This window comes from Acidimicrobiia bacterium (assembly GCA_030584185.1).
Taxonomy (GTDB): domain Bacteria; phylum Actinomycetota; class Acidimicrobiia; order Spongiisociales; family UBA11373.
Genome location: CP129495.1, coordinates 1,107,419 through 1,129,672 on the forward strand (window position 1 = coordinate 1,107,419; position 22,254 = coordinate 1,129,672).

General features: G+C 69.6%; 23 protein-coding genes. 9 read left to right on the forward strand and 14 right to left on the reverse strand.

Going from position 1 to position 22,254, the window contains the following annotated elements:
* Window positions 1–11 precede the first annotated feature (11 nt).
* Window positions 12–1,346, reverse strand: a complete 1,335-nt coding sequence (locus QY307_05680) for a PhoH family protein (protein WKZ81593.1) — start codon at window positions 1,344–1,346, stop codon at window positions 12–14.
* Between the two features lie 130 nt (window positions 1,347–1,476).
* Between QY307_05680 and QY307_05685 the strand changes: the two genes are divergently transcribed.
* Window positions 1,477–2,433 (forward strand): NAD(P)H-dependent glycerol-3-phosphate dehydrogenase, encoded by a 957-nt coding sequence (locus QY307_05685; GenBank protein WKZ83765.1) that lies wholly within the window; start codon window positions 1,477–1,479, stop codon window positions 2,431–2,433.
* A 45-nt stretch (window positions 2,434–2,478) separates the two neighbouring features.
* Window positions 2,479–3,885: a peptidoglycan-binding protein gene (locus QY307_05690; GenBank protein ID WKZ81594.1), complete on the forward strand. Its 1,407-nt coding sequence runs from the start codon at window positions 2,479–2,481 to the stop codon at window positions 3,883–3,885.
* Window positions 3,886–3,888: 3 nt separating this feature from the next.
* On the opposite strand, the gene QY307_05695 is transcribed toward QY307_05690, so the two are convergent.
* From QY307_05695 to QY307_05710, 4 genes are read right to left on the reverse strand one after another with little or no spacing between them, the layout of a single operon-like run.
* Window positions 3,889–4,929: a phosphotransferase family protein gene (locus QY307_05695; protein WKZ81595.1), complete on the reverse strand. Its 1,041-nt coding sequence runs from the start codon at window positions 4,927–4,929 to the stop codon at window positions 3,889–3,891.
* On the reverse strand, window positions 4,926–5,804 hold the full coding sequence (locus tag QY307_05700; GenBank protein WKZ81596.1) for a prolipoprotein diacylglyceryl transferase: 879 nt from the start codon (window positions 5,802–5,804) through the stop codon (window positions 4,926–4,928). Before QY307_05700 ends, QY307_05695 begins: the two co-directional genes overlap by 4 nt.
* Before the next feature lie 29 nt (window positions 5,805–5,833).
* Window positions 5,834–6,001, reverse strand: coding sequence for a hypothetical protein (locus QY307_05705; GenBank protein ID WKZ81597.1), 168 nt, complete (start codon window positions 5,999–6,001; stop codon window positions 5,834–5,836).
* Complete coding sequence (locus QY307_05710; GenBank protein ID WKZ81598.1) at window positions 5,998–6,858, reverse strand: heme o synthase; 861 nt, start codon at window positions 6,856–6,858, stop codon at window positions 5,998–6,000. Before QY307_05710 ends, QY307_05705 begins: the two co-directional genes overlap by 4 nt.
* A gap of 33 nt (window positions 6,859–6,891) precedes the next feature.
* On the opposite strand from QY307_05710, the gene QY307_05715 reads away from it, so the two are divergent.
* The gene (locus QY307_05715) at window positions 6,892–7,020 is read left to right on the forward strand and encodes a hypothetical protein (protein ID WKZ81599.1); all 129 of its coding nucleotides are present in this window, start codon (window positions 6,892–6,894) and stop codon (window positions 7,018–7,020) included.
* A 58-nt stretch (window positions 7,021–7,078) separates the two neighbouring features.
* Here QY307_05715 and QY307_05720 read toward each other — a convergent pair whose 3' ends face one another.
* From QY307_05720 to selD, 3 genes are read right to left on the reverse strand one after another with little or no spacing between them, the layout of a single operon-like run.
* Complete coding sequence (locus QY307_05720; protein WKZ81600.1) at window positions 7,079–7,990, reverse strand: alpha/beta fold hydrolase; 912 nt, start codon at window positions 7,988–7,990, stop codon at window positions 7,079–7,081.
* A 10-nt stretch (window positions 7,991–8,000) separates the two neighbouring features.
* Entirely contained in the window at window positions 8,001–8,432 is a 432-nt protein-coding gene (locus QY307_05725; GenBank protein ID WKZ81601.1) for a hypothetical protein, read from the reverse strand.
* Complete coding sequence (gene selD, locus QY307_05730; GenBank protein WKZ81602.1) at window positions 8,429–9,397, reverse strand: selenide, water dikinase SelD; 969 nt, start codon at window positions 9,395–9,397, stop codon at window positions 8,429–8,431. Before selD ends, QY307_05725 begins: the two co-directional genes overlap by 4 nt.
* Before the next feature lie 149 nt (window positions 9,398–9,546).
* On the opposite strand from selD, the gene QY307_05735 reads away from it, so the two are divergent.
* The 5 genes from QY307_05735 to QY307_05755 all read left to right on the forward strand — a co-directional run bounded on the left by QY307_05735 (window position 9,547) and on the right by QY307_05755 (window position 15,033).
* Window positions 9,547–10,131 carry an AAA family ATPase gene (locus tag QY307_05735; GenBank protein ID WKZ81603.1) on the forward strand — a complete coding sequence of 195 codons (585 nt, stop codon included), beginning with the start codon at window positions 9,547–9,549 and terminating at the stop codon, window positions 10,129–10,131.
* A 9-nt stretch (window positions 10,132–10,140) separates the two neighbouring features.
* Entirely contained in the window at window positions 10,141–11,346 is a 1,206-nt protein-coding gene (locus QY307_05740) for an acyl-CoA dehydrogenase family protein (protein WKZ81604.1), read from the forward strand.
* 221 nt (window positions 11,347–11,567) lie between these two features.
* Window positions 11,568–12,944, forward strand: coding sequence for a magnesium transporter (mgtE, locus tag QY307_05745; protein WKZ81605.1), 1,377 nt, complete (start codon window positions 11,568–11,570; stop codon window positions 12,942–12,944).
* 224 nt (window positions 12,945–13,168) lie between these two features.
* Entirely contained in the window at window positions 13,169–13,870 is a 702-nt protein-coding gene (locus tag QY307_05750) for a methyltransferase domain-containing protein (protein ID WKZ81606.1), read from the forward strand.
* A 140-nt stretch (window positions 13,871–14,010) separates the two neighbouring features.
* A complete protein-coding gene (locus QY307_05755) occupies window positions 14,011–15,033 on the forward strand; it encodes a crosslink repair DNA glycosylase YcaQ family protein (protein ID WKZ81607.1) in 1,023 nt (340 codons plus the stop codon).
* 80 nt (window positions 15,034–15,113) lie between these two features.
* On the opposite strand, the gene QY307_05760 is transcribed toward QY307_05755, so the two are convergent.
* The 5 genes from QY307_05760 to QY307_05780 all read right to left on the reverse strand — a co-directional run bounded on the left by QY307_05760 (window position 15,114) and on the right by QY307_05780 (window position 18,193).
* Window positions 15,114–15,551: a DUF1801 domain-containing protein gene (locus QY307_05760; GenBank protein ID WKZ81608.1), complete on the reverse strand. Its 438-nt coding sequence runs from the start codon at window positions 15,549–15,551 to the stop codon at window positions 15,114–15,116.
* Between the two features lie 100 nt (window positions 15,552–15,651).
* Window positions 15,652–15,978 carry a type II toxin-antitoxin system PemK/MazF family toxin gene (locus tag QY307_05765; protein ID WKZ81609.1) on the reverse strand — a complete coding sequence of 109 codons (327 nt, stop codon included), beginning with the start codon at window positions 15,976–15,978 and terminating at the stop codon, window positions 15,652–15,654.
* On the reverse strand, window positions 15,975–16,211 hold the full coding sequence (locus QY307_05770; protein ID WKZ81610.1) for a DUF2191 domain-containing protein: 237 nt from the start codon (window positions 16,209–16,211) through the stop codon (window positions 15,975–15,977). The genes QY307_05765 and QY307_05770 overlap by 4 nt, the downstream gene beginning before the upstream one ends.
* Before the next feature lie 93 nt (window positions 16,212–16,304).
* The gene (locus tag QY307_05775) at window positions 16,305–16,679 is read right to left on the reverse strand and encodes a hypothetical protein (protein WKZ81611.1); all 375 of its coding nucleotides are present in this window, start codon (window positions 16,677–16,679) and stop codon (window positions 16,305–16,307) included.
* Window positions 16,676–18,193: a phosphoenolpyruvate carboxykinase gene (locus tag QY307_05780; GenBank protein WKZ81612.1), complete on the reverse strand. Its 1,518-nt coding sequence runs from the start codon at window positions 18,191–18,193 to the stop codon at window positions 16,676–16,678. Before QY307_05780 ends, QY307_05775 begins: the two co-directional genes overlap by 4 nt.
* Window positions 18,194–18,328: 135 nt before the next feature.
* Between QY307_05780 and QY307_05785 the strand changes: the two genes are divergently transcribed.
* A complete protein-coding gene (locus tag QY307_05785) occupies window positions 18,329–21,127 on the forward strand; it encodes a bifunctional [glutamine synthetase] adenylyltransferase/[glutamine synthetase]-adenylyl-L-tyrosine phosphorylase (GenBank protein ID WKZ81613.1) in 2,799 nt (932 codons plus the stop codon).
* Between the two features lie 19 nt (window positions 21,128–21,146).
* On the opposite strand, the gene aroF is transcribed toward QY307_05785, so the two are convergent.
* Window positions 21,147–22,160 carry a 3-deoxy-7-phosphoheptulonate synthase gene (aroF, locus tag QY307_05790; protein ID WKZ83766.1) on the reverse strand — a complete coding sequence of 338 codons (1,014 nt, stop codon included), beginning with the start codon at window positions 22,158–22,160 and terminating at the stop codon, window positions 21,147–21,149.
* Window positions 22,161–22,254 lie beyond the last annotated feature (94 nt).

The following is a 22,254-nucleotide window of genomic DNA, read 5'->3' on the forward strand; positions in this document are numbered from 1 at the left end:
GCGACGACGCCTCAGAGCAGACCTGCCGCCAGCTCGGCCAGCGGGCTGCGCACGGTCCGCTCCAGGGTCACGTGGCCGAACAGCCGGTTGCCCTTCATCTTCTCGATCAGCGCCGCCGCCCCGCCGAACGGTGAGACGTACGGGTTGTCCACCTGGCTGAAGTCCCCGCAGAACACCACCTTGGCGTCTGGGCCGATCCGGGTCAGGATCACCTTGAGCGTCGACAGCTCCAGGTTCTGCGCCTCGTCGACGATCACGAACTCTCCGGTGATCGACCGGCCCCGCAGATAGGTGATCGCCGCCAGCTCGAGGGCGTCGCGCTCCATCAGCTCCTCGAGGGCCCCTCGAGCCGCCGCCGGGCCGCCCTCGGCGAACAGGGCGTAAAGGTTGTCGTGCACCGCCGCCATCCACGGGGCGAGCTTCTCGTCGAGGTCCCCCGGCAGGTAGCCCACCTCCTGACGGCCCACCGCGATCAGGGGTCGATACACCGACACCTTTCGGTAACGGCCGGCCTCCAGGACCTGCTCCAGCCCGGCCGCCAGAGCGAGGAAGGTCTTTCCCGTTCCCGGCGGGCCCATCACCGATACCGCCGGGATCTCCGGATCCAGGAGCAGGTCGAGGGCGAAGGCCTGGCGCAAGTTCTTCGATTCGACCCCGAAGACGCGGCGGCTGCCCGGAACCCGCACCACCACCGTCTCCGGCTCCAGATCCACCACCTGTCCCACCGCCGTCTGCGATGCCGAGGCGCGCAACACGACGAACTGGTTGATCAACAACCCGGACACTCCCGGCAGCACCACCTTGCCATCGATGTAGATCCGATCGACGGTGGCGGCCTCGACGTCCACCTCGGCGACGCCGGAGTAGGACTCGTCGACGGCGACCGTGTCGGCGCGATAGTCCTGGACGGCGACCCCGAGCTGCGCCGCCTTGATACGAAGCGAGGCATCCCTGGTGACCAGCACCGTCTCCCTCGACTCCATCCGATCGGCCAGCTCCAGGCAGGTGGAGAGGATCCGGTGGTCGGGGGTGGCCGGGTCGAGCACCTCGGGGAGGCGCCTCGAGTGGATCCCGTTGATCTCGATGCGCAGCGTGCCGCCGGAAGGCAGAGGTGTCGCCTGCGAAAGGCCTCCGGGCCGGGACGCCCCGTGCTCTTCGAGGAGGCGAATGGCGCGACGGGCGTTGGCGCCCACCTCGTCCATCAGGGTCTTCTTGCGATCCAGCTCCTCGATCACCGCCAGGGGCAATACCAGGTCGTGCTCATCGAAGCGGAACAGTGCCCCCGGATCGGCGAGGAGCACACAGGTGTCGAGAACGAAGGTCCGTCTGTCGGGGCCCGCCGCCACGGGCCCAATCTTGCCGGTGACGGGCCCGAGGTCAAGGATCCCCGTGGCGGGACCCCGGAAGCGGCGTTACGGTTCCCCGGTGCGTGTCGCCGTGATCGGAGCCGGATCCTGGGGAACTGCGGTTGCAGAGATGTGCGGCCGCGCCGCCCCCACCAGCCTGTGGGCGCGCCGCCCGGATCTGGCCAGGGCGATCGAAACGGAGCGATGCAACGACGCCTACCTCCCCGACGTGGCGCTCCCCGACTCGGTGCGAGCCACCTCCGATCTGGGGAAAGCCCTGGACGGTGTCGAACTGGTGGTGATGGCGGTGCCATCCCACGGCTTCCGTCCGGTGCTCCAGGAGGCGGCGCCGCTGGTGCCACCGGGCACGCCGATCCTCAGCCTCACCAAGGGGATCGAGCAAGGCACGCTGCTGCGCATGACCGAGATCGTGGAGCAGGTACTGCCCCAAGCCGACCCCGCCAAGGTCGGCGTCCTCACCGGCCCCAACCTCGCCGCCGAGGTCGCCGCCGGGCAGCCCACCGCTGCGGTGGTCGCCGTCAGGGATCCGGCCACCGCCGCAGAACTGCAGGGCCTCCTGATGACTCCCACCTTCCGGGTGTACACCAACCCCGATGTCGTCGGCTGTGAGGCGGCGGGTGCCCTGAAGAACGTGATGGCCATCGCCGCCGGCATGGCCCACGGACTGGGCTACGGCGACAACTCCAAGGCGGCACTGGTGACCAGGGCCCTGGCCGAGCTCACCCGCCTCGGGATCGTGCTCGGCGGCAACCCGCTCACCTTCGCCGGTCTCGCCGGGATGGGCGACCTCATCGCCACCTGTTTCTCGGAGAAGAGCCGCAACCGGCGGGTAGGGGTGGCGCTCGGCGAGGGACGGTCCCTCGACGAGATCGTCGGCGAGATGCGCATGGTCGCCGAAGGCGTGAAGACCACCGAGGCGGTGCTGGCCCTGGCCGATCGGCACGGCCTCGACATGCCCATCGCCCGCATGGTCGGGGCGGTCCTCTACGAGGGACGCTCCCCGGCCGACCTGGTGGAAGGTCTGATGACCCGGGAGGCGAAGGCGGAGCTGCACGGGATCGGCTGACCGGGGCGCATACTCCCGATGCCGCCCTAGCCTGGCCCGGGCAGCATGAAGCATCGCCCCCCGATCGTCAGGGCAGTCGCCCTCGTCGCCGCCATTGCGGTCGCCGCGGCACTTCCCGATGCGCCGGCAGCCGATGCCGGCGAAGGGGCGCTCTTCCACCTAGGGGACCGCGGTGCCGGTGTCATCGACCTCCAGGCCCGGCTCCTCGATGCCGGCTTCGACCCCGGGCCGAGGGACGGCGTCTTCGGGCCCAAGACCAGGCAGGCGGTCTCCTCCTTCCAGACCAGCCGGTCACTCCCGGCGACCGGCGAGGTCGACCAGGCCACCTGGGATGCATTGGCCGCATCCCCTTCGGCTCCGAGCCTGGCGCCCGGCGACCGGGGTACCACCGTCGCCGACCTGCAACGGCGCCTGGCGGCGGCAGGTCATGATCCCGGTCCGATCGACGGCATCTATGGAGGCAAGACCGAGGCTGCCGTCCGGTCCTTCCAGACGGAGTCCGGCCTGGCGGCGACCGGTCGGGTCGACGCTGCGACCTGGGACGCCCTCGGCGCCGGGTTCGACTCGCTCGAGCCGGGGGACACCGGAGCCCGGGTCTCGGAGGCACAGCGCATGCTCGCCGCCGCCGGTCACGATCCGGGCCCGATCGACGGCAAGTTCGGCCTTCGCACCGCGGCGGCGGTGCGGTCCTTCCAGAGTGTCGCCGGATTGACCGCGACCGGATCGGTGGACTCGGCGACCTGGACGGCGCTGGTCGCTGCCGGGGAGGGGTCGGAAACCGTCGTGCTGCGCCGGGGCGACCGCGGGGAGGCGGTACGCGACCTGCAGACGAGGCTCGCCTATGTCGGGATCAGCCCCGGAACCATCGACGGCGTGTTCGGCAGCCGCACCGAGGCAGCGGTCGCCCGGTTCCAGAAGACGTTCCGGCTGCCCGGGGAAGGCGTCGTCCACGAAGGCACCCTGACCCGTCTCGCCGAGCACGAAGGCAACGTGGCGCGCGGATACGCAGCCGGATACCAGCCCGGCGCCGGCGCCGAACAATGGCGCCCGCTGGTGACCGAGGTGTTCGCCCGCTGGGGCCTCGACGAGACGGTGTGCGCCGACCCGGCTCGTGCCGAGACCTGCGTGCCCTCACAGGTCGATGCCGCCATCCAGATCATGGCCTGCGAGAGCCACGGGATCCCGTTCTCGGTGAACGTGACCTCCGGGGTGACCGGATTGTTCCAGCATCGCCTGCAGTACTGGCAGGCCCGCGTGGAGCGGGTGCGCCAGCAGTTCCCGGAGTTTCCCGTCGACGCCTCCCCGTTCGAGCCGGAACACGACGCGATGGTGGCGGCGCTGCTCGTCTGGGAGTCGCGCGGCGCCCTGCTGCGCAACCTCGCAGACGGCCGGCCGATGAGCGACGGTCCCAGCCCGTGGAGCCACTGGAGCTGCCGGCGCGTGCTGGGCTGAGGGTCAGTCCAGCGACTCCAGGGCGCCCTCCGCCAGCGGCCCCACGAGGTCGCCGAGAACCGCGAAGCGTTCGTCGCGGGTCTGGCCGCGGACCCACCGGATGTGGATCTGCTGGAGGATGACGGCGATGCGGAAACTCCCCAAGGCGCGATACCAGTCGAGTTCGCCGAGGTCGAGACCGGTCCTGACTGCGTAGCGCCGGGCCGCCTCCTCGGCGGGCATCACCACCCCCGGGGCGGTGGCGTCGGAGGTGACCATCCGAGTCTTCGACCCGGTCCCGCCCCAGTAGCTGAGGGCCGTGCCCAGGTCGACGAGGGGATCCCCCAGGGTGGCCATGTCCCAGTCGAACACCGCCACCACGTCGCCGCCCGAACCGATCATGGTGTTGTCCAGCTTGAAGTCGTTGTGCAGCAACACGGCGCGCTGCGGAGCAGGCACCCGTGACAGCAGCCGCTCACCCAACGCATCCATCGCCGGCACCTCGTGGTGTTGCGCTCGAATCCAACGCTCGGTCCAACCCTCCACCTGACGGGTGGTGAAGCCCTCGGGCCGCCCCAGGTCGCCGAGGCCGAGGACGACATGGTCGACGAGATGGAGGTCGGCGAGAGTGTCGACCAGGTTTCCGGCGACCGTCCTGCGGCCGGCTTCGGTGCCGTCCACGGAGGGTGGCCACTCCTCCCGTATCACCTCGCCCCGCCGGCGTTCCATGACGAAGAACGGCTTGCCCATCACCTCGGGGTCGCCGCAGAAGTGCAGGGCCTCTGGTGCCTGTGGGAAGACGGAGTGGAGGACCGAGAGCACCCGGTACTCGCGTGCCATGTCGTGGGACCTGGGGGCGACCTCCCCTAGCGGCGGGCGGCGCAGCACCAGTTCCACGTCGCCTGCCCGTGCCAGATAGGTCAGGTTGGCCTTGCCGCCGGGAAACTGCTCGAAGACGATCGACGAGTCTCCCAGCAGGTCAGGCAGGTTGCGGCGGAGGTGGTCCGCCACCCGCTCCTCGTCGAACCGCTCGTCGGGTCGAATCGGAGCAGTGTCGCTGCTCACTCGGCCGCAGGCACCGCCCCTCGGGCGGCGTCCTCCTCGGGCGACACGATCGGCGTGCGGCGGCCCACGACCAGCCAGGCGACCAGGCCGAGGGCCAGCAGCGATGCCGTCAGCCCGGTCCACTGATTCCAGGTGAACGGGCCGGCGGTGGCATCGGCCCCGGGAAGGTCGGTGTTGCGCACGAAGTCGATGAGGAACCGCTGCATCCCGTACCAGGCGGCCCACACCAGGATCAGAACGCCGTAGCGGATGCGCGACCAGTTACGGGCCAGCAGGTAGAGGAGTCCGAGCAGCAGGGCGGCACCGAAGAGGTCGTAGAGGGCGGCGTGGTGGTACGGGCCGCAGTCGCCTGCGGTCTCGCACAGCACCTCCAGGCCGTCGTGCTGTGGTGCCAGGTCGTAACCCGGCTTCACCAGGTATCCGAGGAAGAAATCGGTGCGGGCACCGAGGTGCTCGACTATGAACAGGTCGCCGATCCGCCCGATCACGGTGCCGATGGCCAGCCCGAAGGAGGCCATGTCCATGTGGGCGGCGACGTCGATGCCCAGCCGCCGCATCCGCCAGGCCCCGACCAGGATCCCGCCGGCGAACCCGCCCATGATGGAGAAGGTGCCAAAGGGACGCAGCGCCTCCACCAGCCCTTCGTCGAGATGGGCCGGAACCGTGAAGTAACGCGCCCCGACGAGCGAACCCACCAGCGCCCAAGTGAGCACCGAGGTGATCTTCTCCTCGTCGAAGCCCCGGCGGCGGGCCTCCCTGATCATCAGCATCGCCCCCACCAGGAATCCCACTCCGGCCATGACCCCGTGCAGCGAGAGGCGGATCGGGCCGATCTCGAAGATCGGAATCGGCGGGTAGGAGACGGAGGCCAACATCGGGCCGAACCGTAACAGCGCCGATGGGCCTACAAAGCGGCCCAGGCGGCCACCACCAGGGCGATGGCGCCGAACACCGTCGTCGCCAGGTACACCACGTCCATACCCTTGGGCCGGGGCCGGGCGGCGAGCGCAGCCCCGACCAGTGGAGCCAGGGTGAGGACCGAGGCGATCGCCAGCGTTCCCCGATCGGTCATGCTGCCCTGAGCACGTCGAGAGCGATGCTGCCGAACAGCAGCGCCAGGTACAGGTTGGAGTAGCGGAAGGCGCCAAGGGCACGGTCGGGACGGCCTCGAAGGCGCCAGGCCGCCGCCACCAGGCCGGACCCGAGAACGATCGCGGCCACCGGGTAGATCGGTCCCAGCCCCGCCACGGGAGCGAGCAACAGGCTGACACCGACCACCGTGATCGAGTAGAGGACGATCTGCGTGACCACCGCTTCCTGACCGGCGACCGCCGGCAGCATCGGCACGCCGGCGGCGGCGTAGTCCTCCCGGAACCGGATCGCCAACGCCCAGAAGTGGGGCGGGGTCCAGAAGAACACGATGCCGAACAGTATCCACGCCTCGACCGCCGTGGTCCCGGAGACGGCGGACCACCCGATCAACGCCGGTGCCGCCCCTGCGGCGCCCCCGATCACGATGTTCTGCGGCGTAGAGCGCTTCAGCCCGAGCGTGTACACCAGCACGTAGAAGAGGAGCGCTCCGGCGGCGAGGGCGCCGGCGAGCGGCGTGGTCGCCACCGCCAGCAGGCCGACGCCGGCCACGCCGAGCACCAGCCCGAGAAGCAGAGCCTCGGAGGAGGAGATCCGCTGGCTGGGAAGCGGTCGCTTGCGCGTGCGCGCCATCCGGGCGTCGATGTCGCGATCGATCACGTTGTTCAGCGCGTTGGCCCCACCGGCGGTGAGGAACCCTCCGGCCAGCGTCGCCGACACCAGGCCGTTGCCCGGCCACCCACCCGCCGCCATCACCATTGCCGGAAGTGTCGTGATGAGCAGCAACTCGATGATGCGGGGCTTCACCAGCGCCGACCAGGCGGCGAGACGGCCGCTCACGAGGCGACTCCGGCGCGTCTCAGGTTCCCGACATTGAGCAGGTCGGGGAGTACGATCACCCGCAGAAGGGAGTCGAAGACCATGAAGAAGATCCTGCTCCTCCTCATCGTGGTCGCGGTTGGCCTGCTGATCGCCAAGCAGTTCACCAGCCACGAGCACTGAGCCGAAACCCTGTCGGCGGCCTCCCACCATCGGGAGGCCGCACGCATCTCGACGCCGATCACCCGGAGACGAACCCGGCGATGGCCTTGGCGATCTCCTCGTGATGGGTGAGCACCGCCTCGTGACGCCCCCCGACCACCTCGTACACCTGTGCGTCCGCGATGGCGGCGGCGGTGGCGTACTGCCTCGCCGGAAGCACCAACTGATCCTCGGTCGGGATGACGCACAGCGTCGGTATCCGAATCCGTGACACCCGGTCGCGGGCGTCGAAGCGGAGGATGGCGAATCCGGCCTCGTAGTAGAGGTCCGGATCGCGTTCCATCAGCGACTGCCACAGCCAGGCGGAGTGCTCGGGAGGGATCACCCCGGCGAGCATCATGTACCGATGGGCGAGGCGCGGCAGGAGAGTGCGGTCGATGCGGCCCAGTGCCCTGCCTGCCACCAGGAGCGGCACCCCCACCGAGCGGGGTACGAACGAAGGGTGTGCGGCGGTCGCTCCGAGCACCAGCCGGGTGACCCTGCCCGGATGTCGCAGCACGAGCTCCTGAGCCACCATTCCCCCCAGCGAGTACCCGACGACAGGGACGGCGTCCAGTCCGAGCACGTCGAACACCCTGGCCACGTCGTCGGCGACGTCGGCCACCTCGAAACGACTGCGGATCCGGTCGCTGCGGCCGTGGTTGCGCAGGTCGATGGCGACCACCCGATGGCTGGTGTCTAGACCGGAGCGAATCCGATGCCAGGTGGCGTGGCTGTCGTACAGCCACCCGTGCAGCAGGACCAGCACAGGGCCGTCGGCCGGTCCCGACTCGCGCACGAAGAACTCGTGGCGACCGGCGAGCACGGTGCGTCCCGTGGGGCCCGAAGGCCGCTCCTGCGGCCCGGAGGCCGCCGGAGAGCTCTCCTTGCCGAAAAGGCGCCACAGCACCCATCCCACGAGCGCAGTCAGGACGAGGTTTCGCCGCTTCACGACACCGAGCCTAGGTGTCGCCGGAATGCAAATCGTCTACGGCGAAGGCGTGTTCGGTCACGACCCGGCCCTCGATGACGTGCTCCCGCACGATCCGCTCCATCACCTCGGGGGTGACCCGTCGATACCAGACGCCCTCGGGGTACACGACGGCGATCGGCCCATCCTCGCAGATGCGCAGACAGTCGACCTTGGTCCGCAACATGATCCCGTCTCCTGGCTCACGCACTGGGTCGGCTGTGGGATCGTCCCGCCATGGGGGCGGCGGCGACGCCAGGCCCAGCTCCTTGCTCAGCCGCTTGAGGTGGATCCAGGTCTCACGGCTCTCGGGGACGGAAGAACAGCGGGGCACCGTCTGGTCGGCGCAGAGGAACACGTGACGGCGGAGGCGGCCTATGGAGAGGGCGTCGGCGATCGCGGGGAGCCGGTCGGTGTCGGTCACGTCACCACCACGGTACCGGGATGCTCCTCTGTGAACTGCCCGATGACGGCCACGAACACGGCCTCCCGGGTGAGCCCGGCGAGCAACGGGATCGCCGCGGCCTCGGCGACGGCAATGAGGAGCCCGCCGCTGGTCTGGGCGTCGGCGAGAAGGATGCGGCCCGCCTCGTCGACATCGCCGAACTCCGTGAACCCCGAAGCGTGCTCCAGGTTGCGGCGCGTGCCGCCCGGCACGACGCCCTCGGCAGCGAAACGGAGCGCCCCGGGAAGGATCGGCACCGCCGCCGCATCGAGCCGAACCCCGACGCCGTCGAGCATCTCACCCAGATGTCCAAGGAGCCCGAACCCGGTGACGTCGGTGGCCGCCGACGCCCCGGCGGCGACTGCGGCACGGCCGGCGCGATCGTTGAGCGCCACCATGGAGGCCACGGCCGCCGCCCGCTCCGCAGGCCCGGCAAGCCCCCGCTTGATCGCGGTGGAGATCACACCGGTGCCGATCGCCTTGGTCAGGAGCAGCAGGTCGCCTGCCCGAGCCCCACGGTTCCTCAGGATGCGATCCGGATGCACCAGCCCGGTCACCGCCAGACCGAACTTGGGCTCCGGGTCGTCGATGGTGTGACCCCCGACGATCGTCACCCCGGCGGCGGCGAGGACCTCGGCCGCCCCGGCGAGGACCTCCCCCAACAGTTCGAGCGGGAGCGCCTCACGAGGCCACCCCACGATCTGCAGCGCCGTGATCGGGCGCCCGCCCATGGCATAGACGTCGGACAGGGCGTTGGCGGCGACGATCCGACCCCAGTCGTCGGGCTCGTCGACGATCGGTGTGAAGAAGTCGACGGTCTGGACCAGGGCGGCGTCGTCTGAGACCCGGAACACACCGGCGTCGTCCGACCCCTCGATCCCGACCAGCAGGTCGGGATGATGGACCGCATCCAGGTTCTCCAGACGGCGCAGGACCTGCGCCAACTCACCGGGGGCGAGCTTGCAGGCTCAGCCGGCCCCGTGCGAGTACGACGTCAAGCGCTCCACGGTCACCTCCTTCCCGCCCGGAGTGTACGAACGTGCTGCCGTCGAGCGATCGAGGCGTCACCGCCTCCGGCTACATTCGGCCGGAGATGAGCCGCTCCGCCAAGATCGCCTTCATCGGGTCCCACTCGGTGCGAAAGACCAACGCCGTGCACTCCTTCGCCGGCGCAGTCGGGCGCAGCGGACGAAGCGTCGAAGTGGGTCGGGAGGTGGTTCGCTTCAATCCCCTCGGCCTCAACGAGGGAGCGTCCGCCGAGGCGCAGCTCTGGGTGCTGGTCACCCAGATCCAGCAGGAGCTGGAGCTTGCGGACCGATGCGACGTCCTGGTCACCGATCGGGCGGTGGTGGACAACTACGCGTACTTCCTGCGTGTCACCGACGGGGCCGATCCCTTCGGCGTCGAGGCCCTGGTGAGACGATGGGCCTCCACCTACGACCTCTTCGTGCGGCTGCTCCCCGACGTCGCCCTCCAGGCCGACGGCGTGCGCTCGGTCAACGACGCCTTTCGCCAGGAGATCGAAGAGATCCTGGACCGGCTGCTGCCCGACTTCATCGCCGATGAGAGGCTGATCACCATTCCGGCTTCCCAGGTGAGCGACCGATTCGACTGGGGCGCCCTGGTGGAGCGTCTCTTCACCGAAGAGACGGCGGGCGCCGTACCGGGCCCGACCTAACCTGGCGAGATGATCGGGGTCGAGGAGTTCCGTGCCGAGGCCCGGGATTGGCTTGCCGCCAACGTTCCTCTTCGCAGCGGTGACGACAACCCGGCGGTGCTGTTTCCCGAGAGGCGCGACGAACCCGCCTATGTGGCCGAGGCCAAGCGATGGCAAAGGCGCATCGCCGAGGCCGGGTTTGCCGGGATCACCTGGCCCGGCGAGTACGGCGGTCGCGACCTGACGACGGCGCACCAGGTGGCCTGGGTACGGGAGGCCGCCGCCTACGACCTCCCCCTCGAGCTGTTCGCCATCGGCGTGGGCATGGGAGGGCCCACCGTGCTCGCCTGGGGCACCCTGGAGCAGAAGGAGAGGTGGCTGCGCCCCATGCTGCGCGGCGACGAGATCTGGTGCCAGCTGTTCTCCGAGCCCAACGCAGGCAGCGACGTCGCCGGCATCCAGACGCGTGCAACCGCCGACGGCGACGAGTGGATCGTGCACGGACAGAAGGTGTGGACCAGCGGCGCCCATCTCTCCAGGTGGGGGATGCTGATAGCCCGCACCGACCCGGAGGCACCGAAGCATGCCGGGATCACCTACTTCATCCTCGACATGGAACAGCCCGGGGTGGAGGTGAGACCGCTGCGACAGATGACCGGCGGCGCCAACTTCAACGAGGTGTTCCTGGATGGAGCCCGGATCCCGGCCGCACAGATGCTCGGTGAGCCGGGAATGGGCTGGTCGGTGGCGCTGACGACGCTCATGAACGAGCGCACCTCGATAGGTGCCCTTGGTGGCCTGTCCAGTGGAGCCGGGATGGCGGCCCTTCGTCGGCTCCTCGGCGAGGTCGAGGACCGCCTCCGAGCCGATCCGATGCAGGACACGGTGACCCGGCAGGCTCTAGCCGACATCTACGTGCGCGCCCGCGTGCTCGAGTTCCACGGGGGGAGGATCCTGGCCAAGATGGAGCGGGGCGAGATCCCCACCGCCGAGGGTTCGGTTGCCAAGCTCGCTCTCGGCGACCTGCTCGAGAGGCTCGCCTCCTTCGGTGTGGGAGTCCAGGGAAGCACTGGGATGCTCGCCGGGGACGACGCCATCGGCGACGGCCAGTGGACGCAGGTGCTTCTGGGATGGCCCGGGCTTCGTATCGCCGGAGGCACCGACGAGATCATGCGCAACGTCATCGGCGAACGCGTCCTCGGCCTCCCTCGAGAGCCGCGTCCCACCGGCACCTGACCCCCACCGGACGGTCATCGGGATGTCGCTCACAGCCGGTTAGCATTCCGACCCGGTGACCTCCCCCAGGGTCACCCACCCGCAGGCGCTCGTGCCCCCCACGAGGGCCTGCCACCCACCGGGATCGGCCCGCGGCTGCCTTGCAGTTGCGGGCCGATCCTCTTTCTCCGTGGCAGGAGACCTGCCCCGCCTCCCGAACGCGGTGCTTGAATCGGCCCGGCATGAAGATCCGTCTGCGCCGTCCCCGCGACCTCGCAATCGCACTGCGCGAGCTGGCCCGTCGCCGCCCCGATGAGGCCGCCGACTACCTCGATGCCCACGAGGAGGAGTGGGCTTCGCTCGCCGAGGCCGACCCCCAGAACGCCGCCGACATCCTCGAGGCGATCCCGGAGGAGGACGCCGCCGACCTGATCTCCGAGCTGACACCGGGTGAGGCGGCCGAGGTGCTCGAGGAGATGCAGGACGCCGCCGCCGCCGACATCCTCGAAGAGCTGACCGCCGCCGAGGCCGCCGCCGCCGTCACCGAGCTCCCGCCCGAGGAGGCTGCCGACATCGTCGGTCTGATGCCCGAGGACTCGCGTCAGGCCATCTTCGAGGAGATGGATGAGGAACGGGTCGAGGAGATCCTCGACCTGCTCCGGCACCCGCCGGACTCGGCGGGCGGACTGATGACCCCGGGTCCGGCGACGCTGCCATCGGGGATCACCGCCGGCGAGGCCATCGAGGCTTTGCGGCGCCTCCACGAGGGTCTCGAGGAGATGAACTACGTCTACGTGACCGAACTGGATGGCCGGCTCACCGGTGTGGTCTCGTTTCGCGACCTGGTCTTCGCCCGGCCACTCACCTCCCTTGCCGAGGTCATGGTCCCCAACCCGGTCGCCGTGGGGCCCGAGACCGACCGAGAGGAGGTCGCCGAGCTGATCCAGCGATACGGGCTGTTGGCGCTGCCGGTGGTCGACGAGGCCGGGGTGCTGCTGGGCATCGTCACCATCGACGACGTGATCGAGGCGGTGCAGCGTGAAGCATCCGAGGACATCGCGGCGATGGTCGGCGCCGGCGTCGAGGAGACCATCTACACCACCTGGTACCAATCGGTGCTTCACCGGCTCCCCTGGACGGTGTTCAACCTGGCGAGCGCCTTCTTCGTGGCCCTGGTGGTGAGCCGCTTCGAGCCGGTGATCGGGCGGATCGCCGTACTCGCCGCCTACATGCCGGTGGTGGCATCGGTGGGTGGCAACAGCGGGGCCCAGAGCCAGGCGGTTGTGATCCGCTCGATGGCGGTCGAGGAGATCCCTTCGCACATGGTCCGCCGCCTGTTGGGCCGGTCGCTCCTGATCGGGTTCGTGAACGGCCTGGCCGTGGCCGCGATGTCGGGGTTGGTGGCTGCCTTCTTCACCGGGCGGGCAGACATCGGCGTGGTCATCGGGCTGGCCGCCCTGGCCAACCTGGTGATCGCCAACCTGGCGGGGAGCGGAATCCCCCTGCTTCTGCATCGGCTAGGGCAGGACCCGGCGATGGCATCGAACATCTTCATGACGATGATCACCGACATGGTCGGGTTCGGCGGGTTCCTGGCGATCGCCACGCTGCTGCTCTGATACCGGCGGGCTGCCGCCGCTCAGGAAGACCCCGAGCGTGACGATGGAGGGGCCGGGGGGTGCCTGGTCGACGACCGCCGCTGGTAGCGTGGCCCGGCCCTCACCGGGAGACGCCGACCTTGCGGATCTGGGATCAGGTGCGCCGCATTGGCCGCGGAGTGCGGCGATGGCCCACGAGGACCATCGAACGCGGCCTTGTGGAGTCGCCCTACCACGCCCCGGAGGTGGAAGCCGGGGTCAGATCGGAGCTGGCCGCTCCCTCACCGACTGCGGCGGGCCAGGACAGATTCGACGCCCGCCGCATCGCCGTGGCGATCGAGTACATCCGCCGATTCGACCTCTCTCGGGGGACGGTGATGGAGGCGGGGAGCCTCGACAACCCGGCGGCCCGCCTGATCTGGGAGCGGTTCCCCGATGCGCGGCCTCGACCGGCGCTCAACGACTTCCGGAAGGAGCCGCTGCAGTTCGAAGACGGCTCGGTCGACTCGGTCGTGTGCCTGGAGGTGCTCGAGCACCTCTCCGACATCGAGTACCGCCACGCCACGACGCTCAGCGGGCTGTTCTACTTCCTGGAAGAGGTGTACCGGGTGCTTGGCGTCGGTGGACGGGCACTGTTCACCACACCCAACGCGGCATCGCTGCTGACCATCGGAAGAGCCCTGGAACACGAACCACCCATGCAGTACCCGTGGCACTTTCGCGAGTACAGCGTCGGCGAGCTGCGTCGGATCCTGGAGCACGTCGGGTTCCGCGTCGTTTCGTTGCGCACCGAGTTCGTGTGGAGGACCTGGGACCTGGGCCGTCTCGCTCGATCGGTCTCCCGGCTCGGCCACTCGCTCGAAAACCGGGGGGATGACATCTTCGCAGTGGTGGAGAAGCCGGCCGAGAGGGTCCGACCTCCCCATGGCCTCGATCTCCCAGTGTGAGGGGAGGTCACCGACGCGGCGCCAGGCGGGCCGGCGCCCGGCGACGGCTACGGATTCGTTGGAGAGAGAAGGTGGCCCCGACCGCGCGGTTCTGCTCGGTCACGGCCATGCCATAGGCTGCGAACGCCACAGGAGGTGGGATGGGCAGAGCGCGACTCGAGGCTTCCCGGCAGCAGATCCTGACCTTTCGCAGGAGGGTGGGTGCCCTCGATCGACGGCTGCCGGAAGGCAGCGAGTCCCTGCGGGCCGCCGCCTGGGCGGGCCTGCAGGATTCGATGCCGCGGGCGGCGCTGCTCTCGATCAACGCCCGTGTCACCGCCACGGATCCACGAGCATGGCAGCACCACACTCTGGTGCAGGTGTGGGGTCCGCGCTACAGCGCATACGTGGTGGCCGAGGTCGATCGGCATGTGTTCACGATGGGGCGTCTCCCCGACTCCACCGCGGCCCGGCGACGCGCCTTCGAGCTCGCCGATCGGCTCGAGGCCCTGCTCGACGGGGCGGAGATGGAGTACGCTGCCGCCGGTCGCGCCCTCGGTGAGCCACCCAACAGGCTCCGGTACGCCACCACCAGCGGGCGGGTGCTGATCAGATGGACGGGTGCCGGCCGGCCCACCATCAGGGCGGTGCCGGCACCCTCGGTCGATGCCCAGGTCGCCCGGCTCGAGCTGGCGCGCAGGTACCTTCGCGTGTTCGGTCCGGGCAGTCACCGATCCTTCGCCACCTGGGCCGGGGTCACACCGAAACAGGCCGCTGCCACTCTCGCCGCGCTCGGTGCCGACCTGATCCCTGTGTCGACTCCGCTGGGCGAAACCTGGCTGTTGGCGGACGATGAACCCTTGCTCCGACTCTCGCCGGAGTCTTCTCCCGAAGCCCGACTCCTCCCCAGCGGCGACGCCTACTACCTGCTCCAGGGACCGGACCGGGGCCTTCTCGTTCCCGACGCCCGGCATCGTTCGACGCTGTGGACCTCCCGGGTGTGGCCCGGAGCCGTGCTGGTCTCCGGCGAGATCGTCGGGACCTGGCGTCGGGCGCAGCACCGGATCACCATCAGTCCTTGGCGACGTCTGTCCACCGCCGAGTCGGGGAAGGTGGAGGCCGAGGCGGCTGCACTGCCGCTTCCCGATGTCGAAGCGGAGGTCGCGATCGACTGGGAGAGGTGACACCAGGACACCCGCTCCCGAACGACGCCAACCCGGCCGGGCGTCCGATCCGCTCGGCGAGCAGGACGAGCTCCCCTCTCTCAGAACATCGGCTCGCCCGGCAGCTCGCTCGCCTGTCTCACCCACTCGGCGAACTGCGCCTCGTCGAAATCCCCATCCTCGAAGACGTGGAGGTAACGCACCGACTCCATCTTCGACTCCACGGGCGGGAGGGGCCGAAGCGATGAGCCATTGAAGAAGGCCACCTTCACGTACCTGGAGATGCAGTGGAAGTTCAGGAACCAGCCGGCGCCTTCGATCCCGTAGAACGGCGAGTTCCACCTCACGGCCTTGCGGACCTGGGGCACCGTGGCGACGACCAGGGCGTCGAGTCGGCGTCCCACGTCACCCTTCCACCCGGGCATGGCGGCGATGTAGGCCTGCACGGGAGCATCGCCGTCGCCCTTGGGCATCTGCGGGTTGCCGCCGGTGAGGAGAACCGGTTCCGATGCCTTGGACGACTTCTTGGATCCGACCATGACCACCCCCTCGGTGCTCGTCGTGCCCGTCAGGGTAGGAGGGCGGACTTGCTGGCGTCCCGACGGCGCTGCGCACTCGGGGCTCGCTCGACTACGGGACTCAGTCGCAGGCGACGGCGACGGCGAGCGCCTCACAGATCTCTCGCATGCGGCCGCCGCTCAGACGGCCGAGTCTCTCGGTGAGCGTGCCGATGGAGACGCTCTCGACAGAGTCGAGGTTCACGGCCGAGTCGAGGGGCACCGGATCGCGCCCTGCGCTCAGAATCACTTCGCTGGGCAGGCGACGAACCCTCGTCGTGCATGGGGCGACCAGCGCACGTCGAAGACGCGGGATCGCGGGATCGCGGGAGAGAACGACGACGGGACGCCGGCCTATCTCCGGGAGCTCACACCACCACACCTCGCCACGAGCAGGCAGGTCCCTCACGATCGTCCTGCGGCCTCGCCAAAAGACGCCAGGTCCCCCCAGGCGTCCGGTTGGTCGAGAGGGTGCATGTCGTACGCCTCATAGGCGCGATCGAACTCCGCTGTCCGGTGGCGGCGAAGGAGTGCTTCGAGCGCCTCGTCGAGGAGGGTGGCGTCGTTGGTTCCGACCCGCACCTCCCGCGCCCTCGTCAAGAGAGCCTCATCGACGGTGGTGCTGACACGGATTCGCGGCATGCCACAAGCATGCCACACCTGTGGCATGGAAACAACGGGGTCGACCGCGGACGCCACAGGTGACGGCTTCGTTCCCCACACACGCCCGGCCCCTCACTCCTCCAGGTCGACGAAGTGGACCGCCCGATAGCGCTCCCTGAGCTCGGCCATCGTGTCGTCGCCGGGGGTGGACTCCCAGGCCCAGCGGGCCAGGTCGAGCTGCGGCTCCCACCCGGCGCTGCCCAGTGCCTCGTCGACGCCGTTGCGCCAGTCGGGAAAGTCTCCGAGTCGGGACGAGTACCGGCGAGCCAGCCGGATCGCCAACCGGGTGGCCCGTCTCAGAGCCTTCATCGCCGTGCGGTCACCTTCGACCGCTGCCGCTGCTTCGGTGAACCACTCGCCGAGCAGCACCTCGTCCACGGTGTCAGGCTGTTCGATGGCAGTTCGGTACAGGTCGTCGACCAGGGCGGCGGCAGACCTTCCGCTCACACCGCCGCCGAGATCTCCGCGAGCAGGTCGGGGTAGCGGGCGAGGTGGGCACGGCGCTCCTCGTGCAGCCGGGACACGATCTCGGCGTACTCCGCCGAACGCCCCTGCTCCTGGTAGAGAAGAGACGGACGCAGCAGGCCTGCATCCTCGACCCCGGGCACCGACACCGCCACGTGGTACCCGAAGTCTGGATCCTCGTCCCACTCGACCGTTCCCGAGGCGACTGCGGCGACGATCGCCCCCGAAACCCCAGGGGTCACCTTGCGCGACCTCTCGTCGTCATCCGGCCCCCCCACGCGACCCGTGTTGAGGACGAACACCTCCAGGTCACAGGTCTCCAGGATCTCGCGCAGCCGGTTTGCCTGCCACTCGTGGCGATACACGAAGAACGGATTGGTTCCGGGCACCCTGAGGAACTTTCCGGCCTCGGCCTTACCGCCGGCGCTGGTGCCCTGCGTCTCGCCGAGCATGAAGTAGGCGGCGGCCTGGTCCCTGGTGAGGCGGGCCACGGCAGGGATGATGTTGGCGTTACGGTTGAGGATCAGCATGAAGTCGGCCCGATCCACCTCGGCGGGCGGCAGGAACCCCGGAATGTCGCGCCCCGAGATCACGGCCCTGCCGTTCTCGGTGTGGCTGCGATCGCTCCAGTCGACCCGGCCGTCCGGCCCCACCGCCACGTTCTCCAGGTACGACCCCGGTCGGGTGGCACCGTGCCAGACGGCGGGCTCCGAATCCGGGCTCAACCCGAACACCTTGGCGAAAGTGCCCGCCTCGGTCCCGTACACCCGGCCGCCGGGGAACAGGGCCACGAAGTCGTCCTGCACCGGGCGCCCATTCCCCGCCGGGGAGAACGTCGTGGTCGTCTTGCCGGTGCCGGAGAGCCCGACGACGAGACCGACCCTGCGATCCGGCCCCTCCCCCATCACCCGCAGGCCGCTGTGCATCGCCAGGCCACCCCGTCGGTACATGGCGGCGTCCCACATCCGCAGGCCACCCATCTTCGACTCGCCGAAGTAGTCGGAGTTGAGCACCCGGGTCACACCGGCCTCCAGGTCGACGGCGATCACCCGATCGTCGGGGTACCCCGGCGCCGTCAGGTTCGGCGTGTAGATCACGGTCAGCTCGGGCTCGGCGTCGTCGTCGGCCGGGAAGAAGAGAAGCCTTTGCTTGGCGGCGATGTTGGCGTTCGACTTCTCGACGACCAGCCGGGTGCGCATGCGGGCATCGGGGTGATCGCCGATGTACCCGTCGAGCACGATCACGTCGCACCCGGTCAGGTACTCATCCTGGCGGACGGCCAGCGCCTGGTACGCGGCGCGGTCGATTGTGGGATCGGTGTGGCGCTCCGGCGTGTCGGAAACCACGAAGGTGGACGACTTCGACCGGGCGGTCACCGAGGTGATGACATCGAGGTTGTCGTACTCGGTGACATGCGCGTTGGGCTGGGTCTCGGCCAGTCGGCGCAGCTCCTCGCCGCCCGGGTTTGCCAGCGCCGATCGCGTTCTGATCTCCATCGGAACCTTCCGAAGTCGGGAGGCGACAGTCTACGGAAGGTGTGAGGGGTCGCGTCCTGCCGGTCCGATCCCACCCGCCACGGGCGAACCTGCGATCGCGGGCCGTCGCTCCGGCCGGTCACGTACGCTCGCGCCGTGATCCGCACCATCCAGGAAACCCTGGCAGGCACGCCGTGGGGTGATGACGAGCAGGGTGTCGAGCGAGCCATCGAGAGGATCGCCACCGGGCCCGATCCGACCGGCACCGCCACCCGCCTGGCCCGCGTGCTCCCGGCAGCCCCGGCCCTAGCGTCCGAGTCTTCCCGAGATCCTCTTCTCGCCGAGGCGCTAGTCGCCGTCTGCTCGTCGGGCCGTGCCCTCACCGCGGCGCTCACCGCCCTCGGCGACGATGCACTCGAGCCACTGCGTTGGGCCTCCCCGCCGGCTCCCCGAATCGAGGCAGCGGGTCCCGATCCCGGTCTGGCCATCCGACGCGGGGTCAGACGACACATGCTCGGAGTCGCCGCACTCGATCTGACCCGCCGCATCGACATGCCCGCCGCCGGCATCGCATTGGCCGACCTCGCCGACGCCGCCGCCGATGCCGCACTGCGCTCGGTGGCCCGGCCCGGCGACCCCTCGATGGCGGTCGTAGCCCTGGGAAAGTGGGGTGGCCGCGAGCTCAACTACGCCTCCGACATCGACCTGGTCTTCGTCCACGAGGGGGATGAGGCTGCTCTCGCCGCGCGGCTCGCCGAGCGCTTCATCGCCATCCTGTCCTCCCGCACGGCCGACGGCATCGCCTTCAGGGTCGATCCCGACCTGAGGCCAGAGGGTCGGGACGGCCCCCTCTCGCGGACGGTCGAATCATTCCGCGCCTACTGGGAACGGTGGGCCCACACCTGGGAGCGCCAGGCCATGCTCAAGGCGCGCCCCGCCGCAGGCGATCGGGCGCTGGGGACTGCTTTCGTGGAGGCGTCGCTGTCGTTCGTCCATCCTGAAGTGCTCCCCCACGATGCGGTCAGGGAGATTCGGGCCATGAAGATACGCAGCGAGCGCCTCGTATCCGGAGCCGCCGACGAGCTGAAGCGGGGGGTGGGCGGCATCCGCGACATCGAGTTCGCCGTTCAGTTGCTGCAGTTGGTTCACGGCGGAGCCGACCCCCTGCTGCGCTCCGCCAACACCCTCGATGCTCTGGCCAGGCTCGGCAGCGGCGGGTACGTGGACCCGGCGGATACCGAAGAGCTGTCGGACTCCTACCGCTGGCTGCGTGACCTCGAGCACCGCATCCAGCTCCAGGATCTGCGCCAGACCCACACGGTCCCCGGTGGCGGCGCGGCGCGTGAGCGCATCGCCAAGCTGATGGGGTACCGCGACCGGCCAGACGCCTCGGCCGTCGAAGCCTTCGAGGGTGAAATGGTCGAACGCCGCTCAGCAGTACGCGACATCCACCAGCGGCTCTTCTACCGACCGGCGTTGGAGGCGTTCGCCAGTGCCCGCCGGGACGGCAGGATCGACCGCCAGATGGCCGCACTCGGCTTCACCGACTCCGAGGCGACACGCGCCGCCGCCGCCGACCTGACGGCGGGCCTGTCGCGCAGGAGCCGCTTGATGCGTCAGGTCCTCCCGCTCATGATGGAGTGGCTTTCGGCGGCGCCGGACCCCGATCTGGGATTGGCGCAACTGAGACTCCTGGTGGCCGGCTCCGGTGACAACGGCCTGCTCATCGCCGCCCTGCGCGACGACCCGGGAGTCGGTGAGCGCCTGTGCCGACTGCTGGGAACGGCGCGCCTGGCCGGTCGGCTCGTCGATCGGATTCCTTCGGCGCTGACCCTGCTCGGCGATGACGTCGCCCTGGGCACACCTCCCGAACCGTCGTCGCTCCGTGCCGAGGCGCTAGGACGGGGGGCGATCAGGCCGGACCACGCCGAGACGATCGAGTCTCTGCATCGATTCTGGGGCGAGCGGCTCCTGGTGACGATGGCCGCCGACGTCGCCGGCCTGTCCGACGTCCAAGAAGTGGGACGCCGCCTCTCAGACGCCGCCGACGCCCTGGTGGAGGCGCTCCTGGCCGCCGCCATCGACGAGGTCGGTGCCGGCGGTCTCCAGGCACCGCCGATGGCGGTGATCGCCATGGGCAGCTGGGGCGGCCGCGAGCTCACCTACGCAGGAGACCTCGATGCCCTGGTCGTCTTCGATCCCGACGCCGGTGACGAGGAAGCCGCATCCCGGGTCGCAGAGGTACTCGTCGGATCTCTCGCCGCTCCGTCACCAGGTGTCTCTCCACCGGCGGTCGATCTCGACCTCAGGCCCGAAGGCCGCAAGGGGGCACTGACCCGTTCCCTCGCCGCCTACGAGGCCTACTGGGACCGGTGGGCCCTCACCTGGGAGTTCCAATCGCTGCTGAGGGCTCGTTTCGCCGCAGGCGACGCCGCCCTCGGCGATCGGTTCGTCGCCGCCGCCACGGTTCGGGCGCATCCCGCGAGCTTCGACGCCGACCGCGAGGTACGGTCGATGAAGCTGCGCGTCGAGAAGGAGCGCATCCCCCTCGGCGAGGACCCCGACTTCCATGTCAAGCTGGGCAAGGGCGCCCTGTCCGACGTGGAGTGGACCGTTCAGCTCCTGCAGATGAGACACGGCCACGCCCACCCGGCGATTCGGACCCCCGCCACCCTCGAGGCGTTGCGGGCCCTCGCCAGGGGCGGCCTGGTGCGCCCCTCCGACGCCGCCGCACTTGAGGCCGCCTACCTGTTCTGCGCCCGGGTCCGCAATCGCCTGGCGCTTCGCGCAGGGCGGACGTTCGACTCTCTCCCCACCGACCCCGACGAGAGCGCCGCACTCGCCCGCTCCCTCGGATACGAGATCTCACCTCGCACGGCGCTACGTGAGGAGTACCGCAGGGTGACCCGGCGCGCCCGCAAGGTCGTCGATCGGGTGTTCTACGGCCGGAGTTGAGGCGAGCCGGCCGGCACCATCAACCGCTGTCAGCCAGGGCGGCGTGGATGGCCTGCACGGCCCTCATCATGGCGGCGAACTCCTCGGGGAGGAGCGCCTGGGCACCGTCCACACGGGCCGTGTCCGGAGAGGCGTGAACGTCCACCATCACCCCGTCGGCGCCCGCCGCCACCGCAGCACGCGCCAGTGCCGGCACCAGCTCGCGGCGACCCGCCGAGTGTGAAGGGTCGACGAGGATCGGAAGGTGGCTGATGCCCTTCACCACGGGAACAGATGAGAGGTCGAGGGTGTTGCGGGTCCTCTGCTCGAAGGTGCGGATTCCGCGCTCACAGAGGACCACACCATGGTTCCCCTCCTTGTACACGTACTCGGCGGCATAGAGCCACTCGTCGATCGTGGCGCTCATCCCCCGCTTCAGCATCACCGGCTTCGGCTGGCGGCCCACCTCGGCGAGCAATGTGAAGTTGGCCATGTTGCGCGCTCCGATCCGGATCATGTCGGCGTACGACGACACCAACTCGACGTCTCGAGGATCGAGGACCTCGGCGACGAACGGCATGTCGAACTCGTCGCGAGCCTCGGCGAGCAGCTGCAGTCCCTTCTCCCCGAGACCCTGGAACGCATACGGGGAAGTCCGAGGCTTGAAGGCGTCCCCCCTGAGGATCACACCCCCGGCGGCCCGTACCGCAGCCGCCGCGGCGAACAGCTGTTCACGGCTCTCCACGGCACAGGGACCGGCGACCACCACCAGCCGATCCCCACCGACAGGAACCCCGCCGACCTCCACGATCGAGTCCTCAGGGTGGAAGTCGCGGCTCACGAAGCGATGGCTCTGCAGGATCGGGACGGCCCGCTCCACACCGGGGAACGCCTCCCACGGCACCTGCTGGATGGCCGACCGGTCGCCGGCGGCACCGATCACCGTGCGCAGGGCGCCCTCCGACACGTGCGCCTCGGCGCCGAGATCCCGGAGCCGGTCCACCAGATGCTCGATCTGGACGCCGGTGGCATCGCGCCGCATGACGATGATGATCGAGTCGTCCTGGCCGGCCAAAGACCGCTCCTTTCGGTGTGGCGAGGATAACTGAGGCCTGGGAGCAGGCCATCCCTCGCCGCTTGCATTTGCT